Consider the following 21,155-nt stretch of genomic DNA (forward strand, 5'->3'; position numbering starts at 1 on the left):
TATTAGCCTGACGATGACCTACTTTCACACGGGAATCCGCACTATCATCGGCGCTAGTCGTTTCACAGTCCTGTTTGGGATGGGAAGGGGTGGGACCGACTCGCTATGGTCATCAGGCTTGACTGGTTGGCTTGCTGAGGAACTCAGCAGGCCCAATTCGGTAGAGTCAAATCAGCTTGGTTTGATTGCGTCTTCAGGTTTGAAGAACGGTTTTGATCGGGCATTCCCAGCATGAGCGGGATGCGCGTCGATCTGCGTGACCACTCACCTTGACGTTTTGAGTGTCAAAGTTATAGGGTCAAGCCTCACGGGCAATTAGTACTGGTTAGCTTAACGCATTACTGCGCTTCCACACCCAGCCTATCAACGTCCTGGTCTTGAACGACCCTTCAGGGGCTCTAGGCCCCGGCAGAACTGATCTTCGAGACGAGTTTCCCCGCTTAGATGCTTTCAGCGGTTATCTCTTCCGCACTTAGCTACTCGGCGATGCCACTGGCGTGACAACCGATACACCAGAGGTGCGTCCACTCCGGTCCTCTGGTACTAGGAGCAGGCTCTCTCAATCTTGCAGCGCCCACGGAAGATAGGGACCAAACTGTCTCACGACGTTTTAAACCCAGCTCACGTACCTCTTTAAATGGCGAACAGCCATACCCTTGGGACCGGCTACAGCCCCAGGATGAGATGAGCCGACATCGAGGTGCCAAACACCGCCGTCGATATGAACTCTTGGGCGGTATCAGCCTGTTATCCCCAGAGTACCTTTTATCCGTTGAGCGATGGCCCTTCCATACAGAACCACCGGATCACTTTGTCCTACTTTCGTACCTGCTCGACTTGTCAGTCTCGCAGTCAAGCACGCTTATGCCAATGCACTATCAACACGATTTCCGACCGTATTTAGCGTACCTTCGAACTCCTCCGTTACACTTTGGGAGGAGACCGCCCCAGTCAAACTGCCCACCATACACTGTCCCCAACCCGGATAACGGGCCAAGGTTAGAACCTCAAACACACCAGGGTGGTATTTCAACGTTGGCTCCACCTGATCTAGCGACCAGGTTTCAAAGCCTCCCACCTATCCTACACAGATCTGTTCAAAGTCCAATGTAAAGCTACAGTAAAGGTTCATGGGGTCTTTCCGTCTTTCCGCGGGGAGATTGCATCATCACAAACATTTCAACTTCGCTGAGTCTCTGGAGGAGACAGTGTGGCCATCATTACTCCATTCGTGCAGGTCGGAACTTACCCGACAAGGAATTTCGCTACCTTAGGACCGTTATAGTTACGGCCGCCGTTTACTGGGACTTCAGTCAAGAGCTTGCACCCCATCATTTAATCTTCCAGCACCGGGCAGGAGTCACACCCTATACGTCGACTTTCGTCTTTGCAGAGTGCTGTGTTTTTAATAAACAGTTGCAGCCACCGATTCTCTGCGGCCTCATTGGGCTAACCAAGTAAATGGATCACCTACTAAAGGCACACCTTCTTCCGAAGTTACGGTGTCAATTTGCCGAGTTCCTTCTCCAGAGTTCTCTCAAGCGCCTTAGAATACTCATCTCGCGCACCAGTGTCGGTTTGCGGTACGGTCGTCAATAGCTGAAGCTTAGTGGCTTTTCCTGGAAGCAGGGTATCACTCACTTCGTCTGCAAGCAGACTCGTTATCACCCCTCATCTAAGCCCGGCGGATTTGCCTACCAGGCACGACTACAGGCTTGAACCGGGACATCCAACACCCGGCTGAGCTAACCTTCTCCGTCCCCACATCGCACTATTGATCGGTACAGGAATATTGACCTGTTTCCCATCAGCTACGCATCTCTGCCTCGCCTTAGGGGCCGACTCACCCTACGCCGATGAACGTTGCGTAGGAAACCTTGCGCTTTCGGCGAGGGGGCTTTTCACCCCCTTTAACGCTACTCATGTCAGCATTCGCACTTCTGATACCTCCAGCAGGCCTCACGACCCACCTTCACAGGCGTACAGAACGCTCTCCTACCACGCACAGTAAACTGTGCATCCGCAGCTTCGGTAACTGGCTTAGCCCCGTTACATCTTCCGCGCAGGACGACTCGATCAGTGAGCTATTACGCTTTCTTTAAATGATGGCTGCTTCTAAGCCAACATCCTGACTGTTTTAGCCTTCCCACTTCGTTTCCCACTTAGCCAATTTTAGGGACCTTAGCTGGCGGTCTGGGTTGTTTCCCTCTTGAGTCCGGACGTTAGCACCCGGTGCTCTGTCTCCCAAGCTGTACTCTTCGGTATTCGGAGTTTGCATAGGTTTGGTAAGTCGCCATGACCCCCTAGCCTAAACAGTGCTCTACCCCCGAAGGTAATACTTGAGGCACTACCTAAATAGTTTTCGGAGAGAACCAGCTATCTCCAGGTTTGTTTAGCCTTTCACCCCTATCCACAGCTCATCCGCTAGTTTTGCAACACTAGTCGGTTCGGACCTCCAGCACCTGTTACGGTACCTTCATCCTGGCCATGGATAGATCACCTGGTTTCGGGTCTACACCCAGCGACTAAATCGCCCTATTCGGACTCGATTTCTCTACGGCTACCCTATTCGGTTAACCTCGCCACTGAATGTAAGTCGCTGACCCATTATACAAAAGGTACGCAGTCACCCTTGCGGGCTCCTACTTTTTGTATGCATGCGGTTTCAGGATCTATTTCACTCCCCTCCCGGGGTTCTTTTCGCCTTTCCCTCACGGTACTTGTTCACTATCGGTCGATTACGAGTATTTAGCCTTGGAGGATGGTCCCCCCATATTCAGACAGGATTTCACGTGTCCCGCCCTACTCTATTCGTGCCTAGTTCCACAATCGACATTTCTCATACGGGGCTATCACCCGCTATGGCCGGACTTTCCATTCCGTTCTGATATGCCAACTGCTAAAACACGAGGGCTACTCCGATTTCGCTCGCCACTACTTTCGGAATCTCGGTTGATGTCTTTTCCTCGAGCTACTGAGATGTTTCAGTTCACCCGGTTCGCCTCGCACACCTATGTATTCAGTGTGCGATACCTCTAAACGAGGTGGGTTTCCCCATTCGGAAATCTCCGGATCAAAGCTTATTTGCCAGCTCCCCGAAGCTTATCGCAGGCTATCACGTCCTTCGTCGCCTGTAATCGCCAAGGCATCCACCACATGCACTTAGTCACTTGACCCTATAACTTTGACATCCGCAGATGTCGTCAAGGACAGATGCTCAACAACTTGAGCATTTATTTGAGTATCACGCGTTCGCCGTTCTTCAATTTCTACTCTTTTCAGAGTTGAAGTTTGTTGACGCAATCAAATGTCGCTGGCGGCACGGTGCCGGTCACCCCTTTACGAGTGCCAAGCTTTCCGCCAGCAACGCTGATTCGACTCTACGAATTGTTAAAGAACAACAGCCGACTAAAAAGTCGAGACTGGCAAACCACAACGTCATGCTTGACGCTGTGGTTTGCCACCCTTGTGAAGTGATTGGTGGAGGATGACGGGATCGAACCGACGACCCCCTGCTTGCAAAGCAGGTGCTCTCCCAGCTGAGCTAATCCCCCAAGATCTTGACGATCCTCGTGGTGGGTCTGGCTGGATTCGAACCAGCGACCCCCGCCTTATCAAGACGGTGCTCTAACCGACTGAGCTACAGACCCACGCGTTTCATGCGTGCTCCTGTATCGCGCCAACCGGCAAGGCCAGCTCGCCAGGCTCACGCGTTTTCTCACTCACTGTTGTGTGTCTACAGCCGATAAGTGTGGGCGCGCTGAACTCGCATTTTTCGACTCGACTCTCCCGAGCTGCCTAGGCAACCCGACGGTCTCATCATTCTCTAGAAAGGAGGTGATCCAGCCGCACCTTCCGATACGGCTACCTTGTTACGACTTCACCCCAGTCACGAACCCTGCCGTGGTAATCGCCCCCCTTGCGGTTAGGCTAACTACTTCTGGCAGAACCCGCTCCCATGGTGTGACGGGCGGTGTGTACAAGACCCGGGAACGTATTCACCGCGGCAAGCTGATCCGCGATTACTAGCGATTCCGACTTCACGCAGTCGAGTTGCAGACTGCGATCCGGACTACGACCGGGTTTCTGGGATTAGCTCCCCCTCGCGGGTTGGCAGCCCTCTGTCCCGGCCATTGTATGACGTGTGTAGCCCTACCCATAAGGGCCATGATGACCTGACGTCATCCCCACCTTCCTCCGGTTTGTCACCGGCAGTCTCATTAGAGTGCCCTTTCGTAGCAACTAATGACAAGGGTTGCGCTCGTTGCGGGACTTAACCCAACATCTCACGACACGAGCTGACGACGGCCATGCAGCACCTGTGTCCAGGTTCTCTTTCGAGCACTCCCACATCTCTGCAGGATTCCTGGCATGTCAAGGGTAGGTAAGGTTTTTCGCGTTGCATCGAATTAAACCACATCATCCACCGCTTGTGCGGGTCCCCGTCAATTCCTTTGAGTTTCAACCTTGCGGCCGTACTCCCCAGGCGGTCAACTTCACGCGTTAGCTACGTTACTGAGAAGAAACCCTCCCAACAACCAGTTGACATCGTTTAGGGCGTGGACTACCAGGGTATCTAATCCTGTTTGCTCCCCACGCTTTCGTGCATGAGCGTCAGTACAGGTCCAGGGGATTGCCTTCGCCATCGGTGTTCCTCCGCATATCTACGCATTTCACTGCTACACGCGGAATTCCATCCCCCTCTACCGTACTCTAGCCATGCAGTCACAAATGCAGTTCCCAGGTTGAGCCCGGGATTTCACATCTGTCTTGCATAACCGCCTGCGCACGCTTTACGCCCAGTAATTCCGATTAACGCTTGCACCCTACGTATTACCGCGGCTGCTGGCACGTAGTTAGCCGGTGCTTATTCTTCAGGTACCGTCATGAACCCCCAGTATTAGTAGGAGTCTTTTCTTCCCTGACAAAAGCGGTTTACAACCCGAAGGCCTTCTTCCCGCACGCGGCATGGCTGGATCAGGGTTGCCCCCATTGTCCAAAATTCCCCACTGCTGCCTCCCGTAGGAGTCTGGGCCGTGTCTCAGTCCCAGTGTGGCTGGTCGTCCTCTCAGACCAGCTACAGATCGTCGGCTTGGTAGGCCTTTACCCCACCAACTACCTAATCTGATATCGGCCGCTCCAATTGCGCGAGGTCTTGCGATCCCCCGCTTTCACCCTCAGGTCGTATGCGGTATTAGCTGCTCTTTCGAGCAGTTATCCCCCACAACTGGGCACGTTCCGATATATTACTCACCCGTTCGCCACTCGTCGCCAGGTTGCCCCGCGTTACCGTTCGACTTGCATGTGTAAGGCATGCCGCCAGCGTTCAATCTGAGCCAGGATCAAACTCTACAGTTCGATCTTGAATAAACTCAACGGAATCGAACAAAGACTACTTTCATAGCTTCATTCATATCTTCCGTGAGCATCTAGCGATTTAACCTTCTCAGGTCGCTCGTCCAGACGCCCACGCTTATCGGCTGTAAATTCTTAAAGAACATCGAAGCAGCTTTCGCCTCAGGCTTTCCGCCTTGCTTCGTCGCACCGCTGATTTGTCGTCAGCAGCGCAGAGATGAGACTATAAACGAGTTCGTTTGAACTTGTCAAGCGTCTTTCACGATCATTCTCATGATCTGATCGACACCGCCTCAGCTCCAGAGATCAACGCTCCGCGAAGCGCTGATCTCTGCAAGCAGAGAAAGGAACGCCCGGTCATCCGACCGGGCGTCTCCGGATATTAGCCTGACGATGACCTACTTTCACACGGGAATCCGCACTATCATCGGCGCTGAGTCGTTTCACGGTCCTGTTCGGGATGGGAAGGGGTGGGACCGACTCGCTATGGTCATCAGGCTTGACTGGTTGGCTTGCTGAGGAACTCAGCAGGCCCAATTCGGTAGAGTCAAATCAGCTTGGTTTGATTGCGTCTTCAGGTTTGAAGAACGGTTTTGATCGGGCATTCCCAGCATGAGCGGGATGCGCGTCGATCTGCGTGACCACTCACCTTGACGTTTTGAGTGTCAAAGTTATAGGGTCAAGCCTCACGGGCAATTAGTACTGGTTAGCTTAACGCATTACTGCGCTTCCACACCCAGCCTATCAACGTCCTGGTCTTGAACGACCCTTCAGGGGGCTCTAGGCCCCGGCAAGACTCATCTTGAGACGAGTTTCCCGCTTAGATGCTTTCAGCGGTTATCTCTTCCGCACTTAGCTACTCGGCGATGCCACTGGCGTGACAACCGATACACCAGAGGTGCGTCCACTCCGGTCCTCTCGTACTAGGAGCAGGCTCTCTCAATCTTGCAGCGCCCACGGAAGATAGGGACCAAACTGTCTCACGACGTTTTAAACCCAGCTCACGTACCTCTTTAAATGGCGAACAGCCATACCCTTGGGACCGGCTACAGCCCCAGGATGAGATGAGCCGACATCGAGGTGCCAAACACCGCCGTCGATATGAACTCTTGGGCGGTATCAGCCTGTTATCCCCAGAGTACCTTTTATCCGTTGAGCGATGGCCCTTCCATACAGAACCACCGGATCACTTTGTCCTACTTTCGTACCTGCTCGACTTGTCAGTCTCGCAGTCAAGCACGCTTATGCCAATGCACTATCAACACGATTTCCGACCGTATTTAGCGTACCTTCGAACTCCTCCGTTACACTTTGGGAGGAGACCGCCCCAGTCAAACTGCCCACCATACACTGTCCCCAACCCGGATAACGGGCCAAGGTTAGAACCTCAAACACACCAGGGTGGTATTTCAACGTTGGCTCCACCTGATCTAGCGACCAGGTTTCAAAGCCTCCCACCTATCCTACACAGATCTGTTCAAAGTCCAATGTAAAGCTACAGTAAAGGTTCATGGGGTCTTTCCGTCTTTCCGCGGGGAGATTGCATCATCACAAACATTTCAACTTCGCTGAGTCTCTGGAGGAGACAGTGTGGCCATCATTACTCCATTCGTGCAGGTCGGAACTTACCCGACAAGGAATTTCGCTACCTTAGGACCGTTATAGTTACGGCCGCCGTTTACTGGGACTTCAGTCAAGAGCTTGCACCCCATCATTTAATCTTCCAGCACCGGGCAGGAGTCACACCCTATACGTCGACTTTCGTCTTTGCAGAGTGCTGTGTTTTTAATAAACAGTTGCAGCCACCGATTCTCTGCGGCCTCATTGGGCTAACCAAGTAAATGGATCACCTACTAAAGGCACACCTTCTTCCGAAGTTACGGTGTCAATTTGCCGAGTTCCTTCTCCAGAGTTCTCTCAAGCGCCTTAGAATACTCATCTCGCGCACCAGTGTCGGTTTGCGGTACGGTCGTCAATAGCTGAAGCTTAGTGGCTTTTCCTGGAAGCAGGGTATCACTCACTTCGTCTGCAAGCAGACTCGTTATCACCCCTCATCTAAGCCCGGCGGATTTGCCTACCAGGCACGACTACAGGCTTGAACCGGGACATCCAACACCCGGCTGAGCTAACCTTCTCCGTCCCCACATCGCACTATTGATCGGTACAGGAATATTGACCTGTTTCCCATCAGCTACGCATCTCTGCCTCGCCTTAGGGGCCGACTCACCCTACGCCGATGAACGTTGCGTAGGAAACCTTGCGCTTTCGGCGAGGGGGCTTTTCACCCCCTTTAACGCTACTCATGTCAGCATTCGCACTTCTGATACCTCCAGCAGGCCTCACGACCCACCTTCACAGGCGTACAGAACGCTCTCCTACCACGCACAGTAAACTGTGCATCCGCAGCTTCGGTAACTGGCTTAGCCCCGTTACATCTTCCGCGCAGGACGACTCGATCAGTGAGCTATTACGCTTTCTTTAAATGATGGCTGCTTCTAAGCCAACATCCTGACTGTTTTAGCCTTCCCACTTCGTTTCCCACTTAGCCAATTTTAGGGACCTTAGCTGGCGGTCTGGGTTGTTTCCCTCTTGAGTCCGGACGTTAGCACCCGGTGCTCTGTCTCCCAAGCTGTACTCTTCGGTATTCGGAGTTTGCATAGGTTTGGTAAGTCGCCATGACCCCCTAGCCTAAACAGTGCTCTACCCCGAAGGTAATACTTGAGGCACTACCTAAATAGTTTTCGGAGAGAACCAGCTATCTCCAGGTTTGTTTAGCCTTTCACCCCTATCCACAGCTCATCCGCTAGTTTTGCAACACTAGTCGGTTCGGACCTCCAGCACCTGTTACGGTACCTTCATCCTGGCCATGGATAGATCACCTGGTTTCGGGTCTACACCCAGCGACTAAATCGCCCTATTCGGACTCGATTTCTCTACGGCTACCCTATTCGGTTAACCTCGCCACTGAATGTAAGTCGCTGACCCATTATACAAAAGGTACGCAGTCACCCTTGCGGGCTCCTACTTTTTGTATGCATGCGGTTTCAGGATCTATTTCACTCCCCTCCCGGGGTTCTTTTCGCCTTTCCCTCACGGTACTTGTTCACTATCGGTCGATTACGAGTATTTAGCCTTGGAGGATGGTCCCCCCATATTCAGACAGGATTTCACGTGTCCCGCCCTACTCTATTCGTGCCTAGTTCCACAATCGACATTTCTCATACGGGGCTATCACCCGCTATGGCCGGACTTTCCATTCCGTTCTGATATGCCAACTGCTAAAACACGAGGGCTACTCCGATTTCGCTCGCCACTACTTTCGGAATCTCGGTTGATGTCTTTTCCTCGAGCTACTGAGATGTTTCAGTTCACCCGGTTCGCCTCGCACACCTATGTATTCAGTGTGCGATACCTCTAAACGAGGTGGGTTTCCCCATTCGGAAATCTCCGGATCAAAGCTTATTTGCCAGCTCCCCGAAGCTTATCGCAGGCTATCACGTCCTTCGTCGCCTGTAATCGCCAAGGCATCCACCACATGCACTTAGTCACTTGACCCTATAACTTTGACATCCGCAGATGTCGTCAAGGACAGATGCTCAACAACTTGAGCATTTATTTGAGTATCACGCGTTCGCCGTTCTTCAATTTCTACTCTTTTCAGAGTTGAAGTTTGTTGACGCAATCAAATGTCGCTGGCGGCACGGTGCCGGTCACCCCTTTACGAGTGCCAAGCTTTCCGCCAGCAACGCTGATTCGACTCTACGAATTGTTAAAGAACAACAGCCGACTAAAAAGTCGAGACTGGCAAACCACAACGTCATGCTTGACGCTGTGGTTTGCCACCCTTGTGAAGTGATTGGTGGAGGATGACGGGATCGAACCGACGACCCCCTGCTTGCAAAGCAGGTGCTCTCCCAGCTGAGCTAATCCCCCAAGATCTTGACGATCCTCGTGGTGGGTCTGGCTGGATTCGAACCAGCGACCCCCGCCTTATCAAGACGGTGCTCTAACCGACTGAGCTACAGACCCACGCGTTTCATGCGTGCTCCTGTATCGCGCCAACCGGCAAGGCCAGCTCGCCAGGCTCACGCGTTTTCTCACTCACTGTTGTGTGTCTACAGCCGATAAGTGTGGGCGCGCTGAACTCGCATTTTTCGACTCGACTCTCCCGAGCTGCCTAGGCAACCCGACGGTCTCATCATTCTCTAGAAAGGAGGTGATCCAGCCGCACCTTCCGATACGGCTACCTTGTTACGACTTCACCCCAGTCACGAACCCTGCCGTGGTAATCGCCCCCCTTGCGGTTAGGCTAACTACTTCTGGCAGAACCCGCTCCCATGGTGTGACGGGCGGTGTGTACAAGACCCGGGAACGTATTCACCGCGGCAAGCTGATCCGCGATTACTAGCGATTCCGACTTCACGCAGTCGAGTTGCAGACTGCGATCCGGACTACGACCGGGTTTCTGGGATTAGCTCCCCCTCGCGGGTTGGCAGCCCTCTGTCCCGGCCATTGTATGACGTGTGTAGCCCTACCCATAAGGGCCATGATGACCTGACGTCATCCCCACCTTCCTCCGGTTTGTCACCGGCAGTCTCATTAGAGTGCCCTTTCGTAGCAACTAATGACAAGGGTTGCGCTCGTTGCGGGACTTAACCCAACATCTCACGACACGAGCTGACGACGGCCATGCAGCACCTGTGTCCAGGTTCTCTTTCGAGCACTCCCACATCTCTGCAGGATTCCTGGCATGTCAAGGGTAGGTAAGGTTTTTCGCGTTGCATCGAATTAAACCACATCATCCACCGCTTGTGCGGGTCCCCGTCAATTCCTTTGAGTTTCAACCTTGCGGCCGTACTCCCCAGGCGGTCAACTTCACGCGTTAGCTACGTTACTGAGAAGAAACCCTCCCAACAACCAGTTGACATCGTTTAGGGCGTGGACTACCAGGGTATCTAATCCTGTTTGCTCCCCACGCTTTCGTGCATGAGCGTCAGTACAGGTCCAGGGGATTGCCTTCGCCATCGGTGTTCCTCCGCATATCTACGCATTTCACTGCTACACGCGGAATTCCATCCCCCTCTACCGTACTCTAGCCATGCAGTCACAAATGCAGTTCCCAGGTTGAGCCCGGGGATTTCACATCTGTCTTGCATAACCGCCTGCGCACGCTTTACGCCCAGTAATTCCGATTAACGCTTGCACCCTACGTATTACCGCGGCTGCTGGCACGTAGTTAGCCGGTGCTTATTCTTCAGGTACCGTCATGAACCCCCAGTATTAGTAGGAGTCTTTTCTTCCCTGACAAAAGCGGTTTACAACCCGAAGGCCTTCTTCCCGCACGCGGCATGGCTGGATCAGGGTTGCCCCCATTGTCCAAAATTCCCCACTGCTGCCTCCCGTAGGAGTCTGGGCCGTGTCTCAGTCCCAGTGTGGCTGGTCGTCCTCTCAGACCAGCTACAGATCGTCGGCTTGGTAGGCCTTTACCCCACCAACTACCTAATCTGATATCGGCCGCTCCAATTGCGCGAGGTCTTGCGATCCCCCGCTTTCACCCTCAGGTCGTATGCGGTATTAGCTGCTCTTTCGAGCAGTTATCCCCCACAACTGGGCACGTTCCGATATATTACTCACCCGTTCGCCACTCGTCGCCAGGTTGCCCCGCGTTACCGTTCGACTTGCATGTGTAAGGCATGCCGCCAGCGTTCAATCTGAGCCAGGATCAAACTCTACAGTTCGATCTTGAATAAACTCAACGGAATCGAACAAAGACTACTTTCATAGCTTCATTCATATCTTCCGTGAGCATCTAGCGATTTAACCTTCTCAGGTCGCTCGTCCAGACGCCCACGCTTATCGGCTGTAAATTCTTAAAGAACATCGAAGCAGCTTTCGCCTCAGGCTTTCCGCCTTGCTTCGTCGCACCGCTGATTTGTCGTCAGCAGCGCAGAAGCGAGATTATGAACGATTTCTTTCGAACCCGTCAAGCAGTCAGAGAAATTATTTTCATCAGCGACTGCGAGAATCTCGCCGTCAAATGAAACCCAGGACAAACCCGGTTAGTCATTCGACACCCCCGACAGTTCCTTCAGGGGCCGCTGCAAGACAGATGTCTGTGCAGCGAAGACAGCGACTGTAGCACGCTGATGAAGCGGCTCGCAAGAACTACAAGGGAAAGTTGTTGACAGCTGGCCGCGACTCGCACGGAGTACCGCTAAGCCCTTGTTTCTCCTGGAGGCCCAGCGGCGACACACCAAAGAAAAAGACCCGCCGAGGCGGGTCTTCGATGAAGCATGAGGGCGTCTGGCCGGTCAATCCGCGTCCTGGAACGCCTCGTCACGCTTGTTCTTGATGGACGGCAGCATCACCACCACCACCATCAGCGCCGCGGCGATCAACAGGCCCGCCGACAGCGGCCGGGACAGGAAGGTGCTCCAGTCGCCGCGCGACAGCAGCAGCGCGCGACGCAGGTTCTCTTCCATCATCGGACCGAGGATGAAGCCCAGCAGCAGCGGGGCCGGCTCACAGCTCAGCTTGTAGAAGAGATATCCGACCACCGCGAACGCCGCCGTCATGAACACGTCGAAGTTGTTGTTGTTCAGCGTGTAGGTGCCGATGCAGCAGAACACCACGATCGCCGGGAACAGGAAGCGGTAAGGCACGGTCAGCAGCTTGATCCAGATGCCGATCAACGGCAGGTTCAGGATCACCAGCATCAGGTTGCCGACCCACATGGAGGCGATCAGCCCCCAGAAGAGTTCCGGGTTGCTGGTCATGACCTGCGGACCGGGCTGGATGCCCTTGATCGTCATCGCACCCACCATCAGCGCCATCACCGCGTTGGGCGGGATGCCCAGCGTCAGCATCGGGATGAAGGAGGTCTGCGCGCCGGCGTTGTTGGCCGATTCCGGACCCGCCACGCCCTGGATGGCGCCCTTGCCGAACTTCTCCGGGTGCTTGGAGATCTTCTTCTCCAGCGTATAGGCCGCGAACGATGCCAGCAACGCGCCGCCGCCGGGCAGCACGCCCAGCACCGAGCCCAGGGCCGTGCCGCGCAACACCGCCGGCCAGGCGTCATGGAAGTCCTGCTTGGTCGGCCACAGACCCTTGACGCTCTTGGTGAAGACCTCGCGATGCTCGGCTGGCTGGCCGAGGTTCGCGATGATCTCGCCGAAGCCGAAGATACCCATCGCGATCACGACGAAGTTGATCCCGTCGGTCAACTCTGGAACATCGAATGAGAAGCGCGGCGTCCCCGAGATCACGTCGGTGTTGATCTGGCCGAGCAGCAAGCCCAGCAGGATCATCGAGATCGCCTTGACCAGCGAGCCCGAGGCCAGCACCACGGCGCCGATCAGGCCCAGCACCATCAGCGAGAAGTACTCGGCGGGGCCGAACTTGAAGGCCAGCTCGGTCAGCGGCGGCGCGAACGCCGCGATGATGATCGTGCCGACGCAGCCGGCGAAGAACGAGCCCAGGCCAGCGGCCGCCAGCGCGGCGCCGGCGCGGCCTTGCCGGGCCATCTGGTAGCCGTCGATCGCGGTCACGACCGACGAGGACTCGCCGGGGACGTTGATCAGGATGGCCGTCGTCGAGCCGCCGTACTGCGCGCCGTAATAGATGCCGGCGAGCATGATCAGCGCCGGCGTCGCGTCCAGCGAGTAGATCGACGGCAGCAGCATCGCGATGGTCGCGACCGGGCCCAGGCCCGGCAGCACGCCGATCAGGGTGCCGAGCACCGCCCCGCCGAAGGCATACAGGAGGTTCTCCGGCGTGAACGCCGTGCCGAACCCCATCATCAGGTTGTTGATCAGATCCATGCGTGACTCCTCAGCCGCCCAGGAAGGTTGGCCAGATGGGGATCACCAGATTCAGACCCCAGATGAAGATCGCGTAGCTGCCCGCGGTCAGGACCACGCTGCTGAGCAGCGCATCGCGCCAGCGGAACTCGTCGCTGGCCAGCGAAGCGATCGTGATCAGCAGCGGCAGCGTGATGATCATGCCCAGTCGCGGCAGGGCGAGGCCGAACACGATGATCGCGCCGACGACGATCACCAGAGGCTTCCAGGCGAAGGCGCCGACGGGCTGGCCGCCCTCCGACTCGATCGTCAGTGCCTTGAACAGCACCACCGCCCCCAGCAGCGCGAGCAGCACGCCCAGCCCGAAGGGGAAGTAACCAGGCCCGGGGCGGGCCGAGGAGCCAAAGCTGTAGTTCGTTGCCGAGCCCCACGCGAACGCGACGCCAACGACCACGAACATCAGCCCTGACCAGAAGTCGCGTTGACTCTTGATCTTCATCGAGGGAACCTCTATCGGCTTGAATGGGCGCGATTCTAGGAATCGGGTCCCCATCGAGGTCTGTGGTTATCACGTAAGGGGTGACGCCGCACCTCGCACGGGGCGTATGGCGATCTTCACGCGCCCGCTCGGCACGGGCCTTGCGCGTTGTCTGCGCGGGCTGCCGCCCCCACGAGCCTGGGGGGCGGCAAGCGGATGGATCCGGCTCCGGTCAGCCGGATCCGTTCAGGTCTCCCAGGTGGGCGGTGCTGCGCAGCACCTCATCCATGGTCGTCAGCCCCTCGGCGACCTTCATCGCACCGCCCAGGCGCAGCGGGCGCAGGCCTTCCTGCACCGCCTGCCGGCGCAAGGCTGTCATGTCGGTGTTCGGGTGCAGGTGCTTGCGGATGCTGTCGGTCAGCAGAAGCAGCTCGTACAGCCCGGCACGTCCCCGGAAACCGGTGTTGCGGCAGTCCAGGCAGCCCACGGGCCGGTAAGGCTTGACGCCTCCGTTCAGGCGCCAGGGCTTGAGCATCTCGTTGAGCGAATCGCGCGTGACCTCCGGATCCGGCTCCTTGCAGTTCGGGCACAGCGTGCGCACGAGGCGCTGAGCCAGCACGCCGATCACCGTCGCATCGATCAGGTAGTTGGGCACGCCCAGGTCCACCATGCGGGTGATCGCGGAGGCCGAATCGTTCGTGTGCAGCGTCGAGAACACCAGGTGACCGGTCAGCGAGGCCTGGATCGCCATCTCCGCGGTCTCCAGGTCGCGGATCTCGCCGACCATGATGATGTCCGGGTCCTGCCGCATCAGCGCGCGCAGTCCCTCGGCGAAGTTGAAGTCGATGGTCGGCTGCACCTGCGACTGGTTGAACGAGGGCTCGATCATCTCGATCGGATCCTCGACGGTGCAGACGTTGACCTCGTCGGTGGCCAGGCGCTTGAGCGTCGAGTAGAGCGTCGAGGTCTTGCCGCTGCCGGTCGGACCGGTCACGAGGATGATCCCGTGCGGCCGCGCGGTCAGTCGGTTCCAGCGTTCGGCGTCGTGGGTCGAGAATCCGAGCTGCGCCAGGTCCTTCACGGCGGTGTCGGGATCGAAGATCCGCATCACCATCTTTTCGCCGAAGGCGGTCGGCAGCGTCGACAGACGCATTTCCACCTCCTCGCCGGCCGGATTGCGCGTCTTGATGCGACCGTCGAGCGGGCGGCGCTTCTCGACCACGTCCATGCGTCCCAACAGCTTGATGCGCGCGGTCATCGCCCCCATCACCGTGGGCGGCAACTGGTAGACCGTGTGCAGCACGCCGTCGATGCGGAAGCGGATCACGCCCATCTCGCGGCGCGGCTCCAGGTGGATGTCGCTGGCGCGCTGGTCGAAGGCGTACTGCCAGAGCCAGTCCACGACCTGCACCACGCCCTGGTCGTTGGCGTCGAGCTGGCGGTTGCTGCGACCGAGCTCGACGAGCTGTTCGAAGCTCGCCTGCTGGCTTGCCTCGCCGGATTTCGTCGCCGCGCGCACCGATCGCGCCAACGTGAAGAACTCGGTCGTGAAGCGCGCGATCTCCTGCGGATTGGCCAGGGCCAGCTTCACGCGCTTGCGGGTGTGCGACTCGATCTGCGGAACCCAGCTGGTGTCCTGCGGTTCGGCGACCGCAATGGTCACTTCGGTCAGGCCGACCTGGATCGGCAGGCAGCGACGCGCCTCGGCGTAGCTGGCGGACATCACGTCGGCGACACGGCCGACGTCGACCTTCAGCGGATCGATGCGGACGTAGGGCAGCTTCAGGCGGCCCGCGAGCCATTCGGTCAGCGACTCGGTATCCAGCGATCGGCCATTGGTGATGCGCACGAGCCCGGCCGCGCCGAGCCGGGTCAGCGGATGCTGGGCGCTCTGGCTGGTGCCGAAGCGCGCCTCGGTGCGCTGGACCTGCTCCTGGTCGATCACGCCGTCCTCGGCCAGCCAGTGCAGCAACTGGCGCCAATCGAGCCGCGTGCCGCCGGCCTCGGCGGCCTTGGGCTTGGCGGGTGGGGCCGGCGGCGCCGGGAGGGGTGCGGCCGCCTTCGCTGCGGGAGCGGGAGCGGGCGCAGCGCTCTTGTCGCCGTGAGGCGTCGACGTGTTGTGTTTCATGGTCACTCGTCAGAGTCGACGGCCGCGGCCGCGTGGAGCTGATGGATCACGTTCATCGGCAGCGGCCGCACCAGCTTGAGCCACTTGGTGGCCGGCAGGTCATGGCGAGCCTCGATGTGGGCGGCGCGCTGTTCGAGCACCTCGCGCTCCGGCACCGCCACGCCGCGCCCCGCGACGACGATGGTATTGCCCTCGCGGGTCGGCGTCAGGTGCCAGACCTGGTCGGAGCCGAACACCTTCGCGATCCGCGCCGCGCTGCGCGTGAAGCTGGCGCTGCGGCCGAAGAGGTTGACCGTCATCAGCCCGCCGTCGGCGAGCACACGGTGGCAGTCGGCGTAGAAGGCCTCGTCGTCGAGGACCGGCGCGGCCGCCTCATGGTCGTAGAGGTCGACGTTGAGCACCTGCGCATTGCCCCAGTGGTCCGCGTCGGCCACCCACGCGCCGGCATCCTCGTTGATCACGCGCAGCCGGTCGTCGTCGTCGGGCAGGTGGAACCAGTGCCGGTTGGCGCTGATGACGGTCGGGTTGATCTCGACCGCCGTGGTCTTCATCTTCAACTGCTTGCGACAGAAGCGCGTCAGCGCGCCGGCGCCCAGGCCGAGCTGCACCGCCTGCCCGCTGGTCATCTCGCGGACATCGCGCCAGAGCATCCAGGCCATCATCCGCTGAACGTATTCCAGCTCGAGCTTCTCCGGCTTCTTGAGCCGCATGGCGCCCTGGACCCAGATCGAATCGAGGTGAAGGAAACGCACGCCGTCGAATTCACTCAGCGTCGCTTCCACCCAGTCGGTCCTTCTGCCGCTCTTGTCCTTCTTCGAGTCCCGTTGCTTGCTCACGGCTGTCGTTCCCATGCCGGGTCCGCGGGGCCCGGTCTCGTCATCTGTCGGTCGATGGCCCGGCGAGCTCTCGCCAGGCGCGAAGCTTGGCATCGTAGGGCATCGTGTAGGCCGGGCTGGAGCTGGGGAGCCCCAGCACACGGTAACGGGCTGCAAGAGGTCCGAGCTGCTTCAGCCCGAAGCGCAAGGCCGTGCCCCCGTTGAAGCCGATCGTGCGCAGCGCCGGCAGTTCCTGCAGCAGCCGGCCGAGGTCGCTGGCGAAAGGATTGCGGATGGCGCTGTCGAGGCTGCCTTCACGCTCGGTCTCGGTGATCACGTCCCAGACCGCGACGCGGTGGGCGCGCAATGCGGCGAGGCGCTCGGGGTAACCCATCGCGACGAGGTCGACGCCGAAGACCTCGCCGACCAGCCGCCAGAACTGGTTGCGCGGATGGCCGTAATACTGCTGCGCCTGCAGCGAGGCGACACCGGGAAAGCTCCCCAGCAGCAGCCATTCGGCGTCCGGCGCGTGGACGGGCGCGAGCCCCTGCCAGCGGGCAGGTTCGCGCAGGTCGGGAGCGCCGGGCGTGTCAGCCATTCGCGCGAGCGGCATCCAGCGCGCCCAGGCGCGGCAGCGCGGTGCGCGCATTGCGGCCCGTGATCTCGGCCGCTTCCTCCAGCGTCCAGCCCCGCAGCCCGGCGAGCACCGCGCCGATCCGTGGCAGCTCTCCCGGCTCGTTGCGAGAAGTGGCGCCTGCGGCGCGCTCCTCGGCCGTGCGGTACAGCCAGTGCGGCGGGATGTCCGGCGCATCCGTCTCGAGGACCAGCGCCTCCGCCGGCAGCTCCTCGGCGAGCCGGCGGATCTGCAGCGAACGGTCGAAGGTGAGCGTGCCGCCGAAGCCGAGCTTGAAGCCGAGGTCGATGAAGGCATCGGCCTGCTGCCGGCTGCCGTTGAATGCGTGACCGATGCCGCCGGTCTGCACGCCGATGCGACGCAGTCCACCGAGCAGTTGATCCGCGCTGCGACGCACATGGAGGATCACCGGCAGCCCATGCCGCTTCGCGAGCTTCAGCTGCTCGACGTAGAAATGCTGCTGCGTGGCCGCGTCGAGGTCCTTGACGAAGAAGTCCAGCCCGATCTCGCCGATGCCGACCAGGCGCGGGTCGTCGCGGCACTCGGCCAGCATCCGATCGAGGCGGCCGAGGTCCTCGTCGCGCGCGTGCATCACGTACAACGGGTGGATGCCCAGCGCGTAGCTCACGCCATGCGCATGCGCGAGTGCCCTCACCGACTCGAAGTTACCAGCGACCACCGCCGGGATCACGATCTGCGACACGCCCGCCGCCACGGCGCGCGCGACCACGGCGTCGCGGTCGGCGTCGAACTCCGAGGCGTCGAGGTGGCAGTGCGTGTCAGTCCACATGGCGACACCAGGAAAGGTTGGAAGAGACGCGGACCTTCGCGTCGCTCAGCGGAAGACCACCGTGCGATGGCCGTTGAGCAGCACGCGGTGCTCGGCGTGCCACTGGATCGCGCGGGCGAGCGTCACGCATTCGACGTCGCGGCCGATCGCCACGAGCTGGTCCGGCGTCATCGAGTGGTCGATGCGGGCGACGTCCTGCTCCACGATCGGCCCCTCGTCGAGATCCGAGGTCACGTAGTGCGCGGTCGCGCCGATCAGCTTGACGCCGCGCTCGTGGGCCTGGTGGTACGGACGCGCGCCCTTGAAGCTGGGCAGGAAGCTGTGATGGATGTTGATCGCGCGCCCTTCCAGGAAGCGGCACAACTCCGGCGACAGGATTTGCATGTAGCGCGCCAGCACGACGAGGTCGATCTGCTGCTCCTCGATCAGCTCGCGGAGCTTGCGTTCCTGCGCCTGCTTCTGCTCGTCGCTCGCCTGCAGCAGCGGCAGGTGGTGGAACGGGATGTCGTGCGACGCGGCCAGCTGATAGAAGTCGCGGTGGTTCGACACGATGGCCGGGATCTCGATCGCCAGATGACCGGTCTGCACGCGGAACAGCAGATCGTTCAGACAGTGGCCGAGCTTGGACACCAGCAGCAGCACGCGTGTCTTGCGCTGCGCGTCGACCAGTTCCCAATCCATGGCCAGCCGCGCCGCCAGCGGCGCGAAGGCGTCGCGCAGCGCGGATGCCGGACGGGCCTCGGCGCACTCGAACTCGATGCGCATGAAGAAGCGGCGGTGATCGGCGTCGCCGTGCTGGGCCGAGGTCAGGATGTTGGCGCCCTGCTCGAGCAGGATGCCGGTGACGGCGTGGACGATGCCGGCCTGGTCGGGACAGCTGAGCTTCAGGATGAAGCGGGTGGACGGGGATTCCGAGGAAGGCTTCGAGGCGGTCATGATGACGCGCATCGTAATGCAGTGGTCGTGCCGCACCGGCCCAGGCGCGGGCGGAACGAGCGGCCGCGGCCTCGCGATCGGGCAACCCAGCCTCGGCGGCAACGCCGAGGCGCCAGGTCCTCAGGCCGCGAGCGGCTGCAGCGCGCCGCCGACCAGCCGGCGCTGGTGCTCGCAACGGGCCGCCAGGTCCTGGTCGTGGGTCACCATCACGAAGGCGGTGCCCAGCTCGCGGGCCATCTCGAGCATCAGGTCGAAGACCGTTGCGGCCGTGGAGCGGTCGAGGTTGCCGGTGGGTTCGTCGGCCAGGACGCAGGCCGGGCCCGTGACCAGTGCGCGGGCGATCGCCACGCGCTGACGCTCGCCGCCGGACAGTTCGCCCGGTCGATGCAGCACGCGGGGGCCGAGCCCCACGCGCGTCAGCACCTTCGCGGCCTGTTCGCGCGCCTGCTCCTGCGGGACACGGCGGATGCGCAGCGGCATCGCGACGTTGTCCAGCGCGCTGAATTCCGGCAGCAGGTGGTGGAACTGGTAGATGAACCCGAGGTGCTGGTTGCGCCAGTCGCCGCGGGCCTTCTCGCCGAGCGTGCCGAGGTCGCGTCCCATCAGTTCGACGCGGCCGGCGGACGGCTTGTCCAATCCGCCGAGCAGATGCAGCAGCGTGCTCTTGCCCGACCCCGAGGCGCCGAGCACCGCCAGCGTCTCGCCCGCCTTCACGGTGACGTCGAGGCCGTGGAAGACCTGCACATCGAGCGGTCCTTCGACGAAGCGCTTGCCCAGCCCCTGCCCTTGCAACACCACCTGTCCGGCGGGGATGCGGGCGGCTGCTGGCGTTGCGTTCTTCTTGGCGTCATTCATAACGCAGCGCCTCCGCGGGCTGGACGCGGCTGGCGCGCCAGCTCGGATAGACCGTCGCGACGAATGCCAGGATCAGCGAGGTCACGGTGATGGGCACGATGTCGGACCACTGCGGGTCGCTCGGCATGTGGCTGATGACGTAGATGCTGGCCGGCAGGAAGGTGGTGTGCAGCAGCTTCTCGATGGTGGGAACGATCACGTCCAGGTTGTGCGCGACGACCAGCCCCAGCCCGAGTCCGCCCAAGGTGCCGATCACGCCAGCCAATGCGCCCTGGATCATGAACACGCCCATGATCGAACGCGGGCTGGCGCCCAGCGTGCGCAGGATGGCGATGTCGGCCTGCTTGTCGGTCACCGTCATCACCAGCGTCGACACCAGGTTGAACGCGGCCACCGCGACGATCAGCGTCAGGATGATGCCCATCATCCGCTTCTCGACCTGGACCGCGTCGTACCAGTTGGCGTTGGTGCGGGTCCAGTCGCGGACGTAGATCGCCTGCCCGGCCTGCAGCATCTCGCGCTGCAATTGCGCGCCGACCTGGCGGGCCTGTTGCACGTCGCGCAGCTTCAGCTGAACGCCGCTCGGCGTGCCGGTGCGGAACAGCTTGGCGGCATCGCCCACATGGATGAGCGCGAGGCCACTGTCGTACTCGTAATGCCCGGCCTCGAAGACGCCCACCAGCGTGAACTGCCGCAGCGTCGGCTGCACGCCCAACGGCGTCACCTGCCCCGACGGGATCGCCAGCGTGATCTTGTCGCCGCGCTGCACGCCCAGTTGCCGCGCCAGCTCGATGCCCAGGATGATGTTCCATTGGCCCGGCTGCAGGCGCTCCAGCAGGCCGTCCTTCGCCAGCTTCTCGGCGATCGGCGTCACCGTCGGCTCCAACGCCGGATCGATGCCCCGAACGATCGTGCCGCGCATGTCCGAGCCCCGCGCGATCAGCGCCTGGCCCGACACGAACGGCGCAGCGGCGGCGACCTCGGGATTCTTCTTCGCCTGGTCCGCAACCGCGCGCCAATCAGGAAGACCCTCGCCCGTGTCGCTCAGCAACTCCACGTGCGCAATCACGGACAGCATCCGCTCACGCACCTCCTTCTGGAAGCCGTTCATCACCGACAACACAATGATCAACGCGGCAACGCCCAGCGCAATGCCGAACATCGACACGCCAGAGATGAAGGAAATGAAGCGGTTGCGGCGCCCTCCACGCCCAGCTCGCGTGTAACGCCAGCCGATCTGCAACTCATAGGGCCAATTCATAGGGGGTGGATGCTAACCGCTCGCCCTACCCTCGCCGATTAGGACTGGCTGATGAGCAACGGACTCCGGGGCGGGCCCCAGGCCGTTGGCGCATCTCGCGGGGG

9 protein-coding genes, 4 tRNA genes and 6 rRNA genes are annotated in these 21,155 nt (G+C 59.8%); all 19 read right to left on the bottom strand.

The window, feature by feature from the left end:
* Positions 1-5 precede the first annotated feature (5 nt).
* Positions 6-117, bottom strand: a 5S ribosomal RNA gene (rrf, locus tag ACFJIX_RS00005).
* 177 nt (positions 118-294) lie between these two features.
* A 23S ribosomal RNA gene (locus tag ACFJIX_RS00010) occupies positions 295-3,176 on the bottom strand.
* A gap of 302 nt (positions 3,177-3,478) precedes the next feature.
* Positions 3,479-3,554: transfer RNA gene (locus tag ACFJIX_RS00015), tRNA-Ala, on the bottom strand.
* Positions 3,555-3,573: 19 nt separating this feature from the next.
* Positions 3,574-3,650 (bottom strand) — tRNA-Ile (locus ACFJIX_RS00020).
* A 180-nt stretch (positions 3,651-3,830) separates the two neighbouring features.
* Positions 3,831-5,358, bottom strand: a 16S ribosomal RNA gene (locus ACFJIX_RS00025).
* A gap of 382 nt (positions 5,359-5,740) precedes the next feature.
* Positions 5,741-5,853 (bottom strand): 5S ribosomal RNA (rrf, locus tag ACFJIX_RS00030).
* 177 nt (positions 5,854-6,030) lie between these two features.
* Positions 6,031-8,910 (bottom strand): 23S ribosomal RNA (locus ACFJIX_RS00035).
* 302 nt (positions 8,911-9,212) lie between these two features.
* A tRNA-Ala gene (locus ACFJIX_RS00040) sits at positions 9,213-9,288 on the bottom strand.
* 19 nt (positions 9,289-9,307) lie between these two features.
* Positions 9,308-9,384, bottom strand: a tRNA-Ile gene (locus ACFJIX_RS00045).
* Positions 9,385-9,564: 180 nt separating this feature from the next.
* A 16S ribosomal RNA gene (locus ACFJIX_RS00050) occupies positions 9,565-11,093 on the bottom strand.
* Together the 16S, 23S and 5S rRNA genes with 4 tRNA genes alongside form the textbook arrangement of a ribosomal RNA operon.
* A 573-nt stretch (positions 11,094-11,666) precedes the next feature.
* Positions 11,667-13,175, bottom strand: a complete 1,509-nt coding sequence (locus ACFJIX_RS00055) for a tripartite tricarboxylate transporter permease (protein WP_377156822.1) — start codon at positions 13,173-13,175, stop codon at positions 11,667-11,669.
* A 10-nt stretch (positions 13,176-13,185) separates the two neighbouring features.
* Positions 13,186-13,653: a tripartite tricarboxylate transporter TctB family protein gene (locus ACFJIX_RS00060; RefSeq protein ID WP_377156824.1), complete on the bottom strand. Its 468-nt coding sequence runs from the start codon at positions 13,651-13,653 to the stop codon at positions 13,186-13,188.
* A 211-nt stretch (positions 13,654-13,864) separates the two neighbouring features.
* Positions 13,865-15,760 (bottom strand): GspE/PulE family protein, encoded by a 1,896-nt coding sequence (locus ACFJIX_RS00065; protein ID WP_377156827.1) that lies wholly within the window; start codon positions 15,758-15,760, stop codon positions 13,865-13,867.
* A 2-nt stretch (positions 15,761-15,762) separates the two neighbouring features.
* Positions 15,763-16,596 (bottom strand): spermidine synthase, encoded by an 834-nt coding sequence (locus tag ACFJIX_RS00070; protein ID WP_377156829.1) that lies wholly within the window; start codon positions 16,594-16,596, stop codon positions 15,763-15,765.
* A gap of 40 nt (positions 16,597-16,636) precedes the next feature.
* Complete coding sequence (locus ACFJIX_RS00075) at positions 16,637-17,173, bottom strand: DNA-deoxyinosine glycosylase (RefSeq protein ID WP_377156830.1); 537 nt, start codon at positions 17,171-17,173, stop codon at positions 16,637-16,639.
* Positions 17,166-17,999 carry a TatD family hydrolase gene (locus ACFJIX_RS00080; protein WP_377156831.1) on the bottom strand — a complete coding sequence of 278 codons (834 nt, stop codon included), beginning with the start codon at positions 17,997-17,999 and terminating at the stop codon, positions 17,166-17,168. The genes ACFJIX_RS00075 and ACFJIX_RS00080 overlap by 8 nt, the downstream gene beginning before the upstream one ends.
* A gap of 45 nt (positions 18,000-18,044) precedes the next feature.
* Positions 18,045-18,935 (bottom strand): formyltetrahydrofolate deformylase, encoded by an 891-nt coding sequence (gene purU / locus ACFJIX_RS00085; RefSeq protein WP_377156833.1) that lies wholly within the window; start codon positions 18,933-18,935, stop codon positions 18,045-18,047.
* A gap of 120 nt (positions 18,936-19,055) precedes the next feature.
* The gene (locus ACFJIX_RS00090; RefSeq protein ID WP_377156834.1) at positions 19,056-19,790 is read right to left on the bottom strand and encodes an ABC transporter ATP-binding protein; all 735 of its coding nucleotides are present in this window, start codon (positions 19,788-19,790) and stop codon (positions 19,056-19,058) included.
* Positions 19,783-21,051 carry a lipoprotein-releasing ABC transporter permease subunit gene (locus ACFJIX_RS00095; protein ID WP_377156836.1) on the bottom strand — a complete coding sequence of 423 codons (1,269 nt, stop codon included), beginning with the start codon at positions 21,049-21,051 and terminating at the stop codon, positions 19,783-19,785. Before ACFJIX_RS00095 ends, ACFJIX_RS00090 begins: the two co-directional genes overlap by 8 nt.
* Positions 21,052-21,155 lie beyond the last annotated feature (104 nt).

Origin of the sequence: Roseateles sp. UC29_93, from assembly GCF_042695725.1 — a bacterium.
Taxonomy (GTDB): domain Bacteria; phylum Pseudomonadota; class Gammaproteobacteria; order Burkholderiales; family Burkholderiaceae_C; genus Roseateles; species Roseateles noduli_A.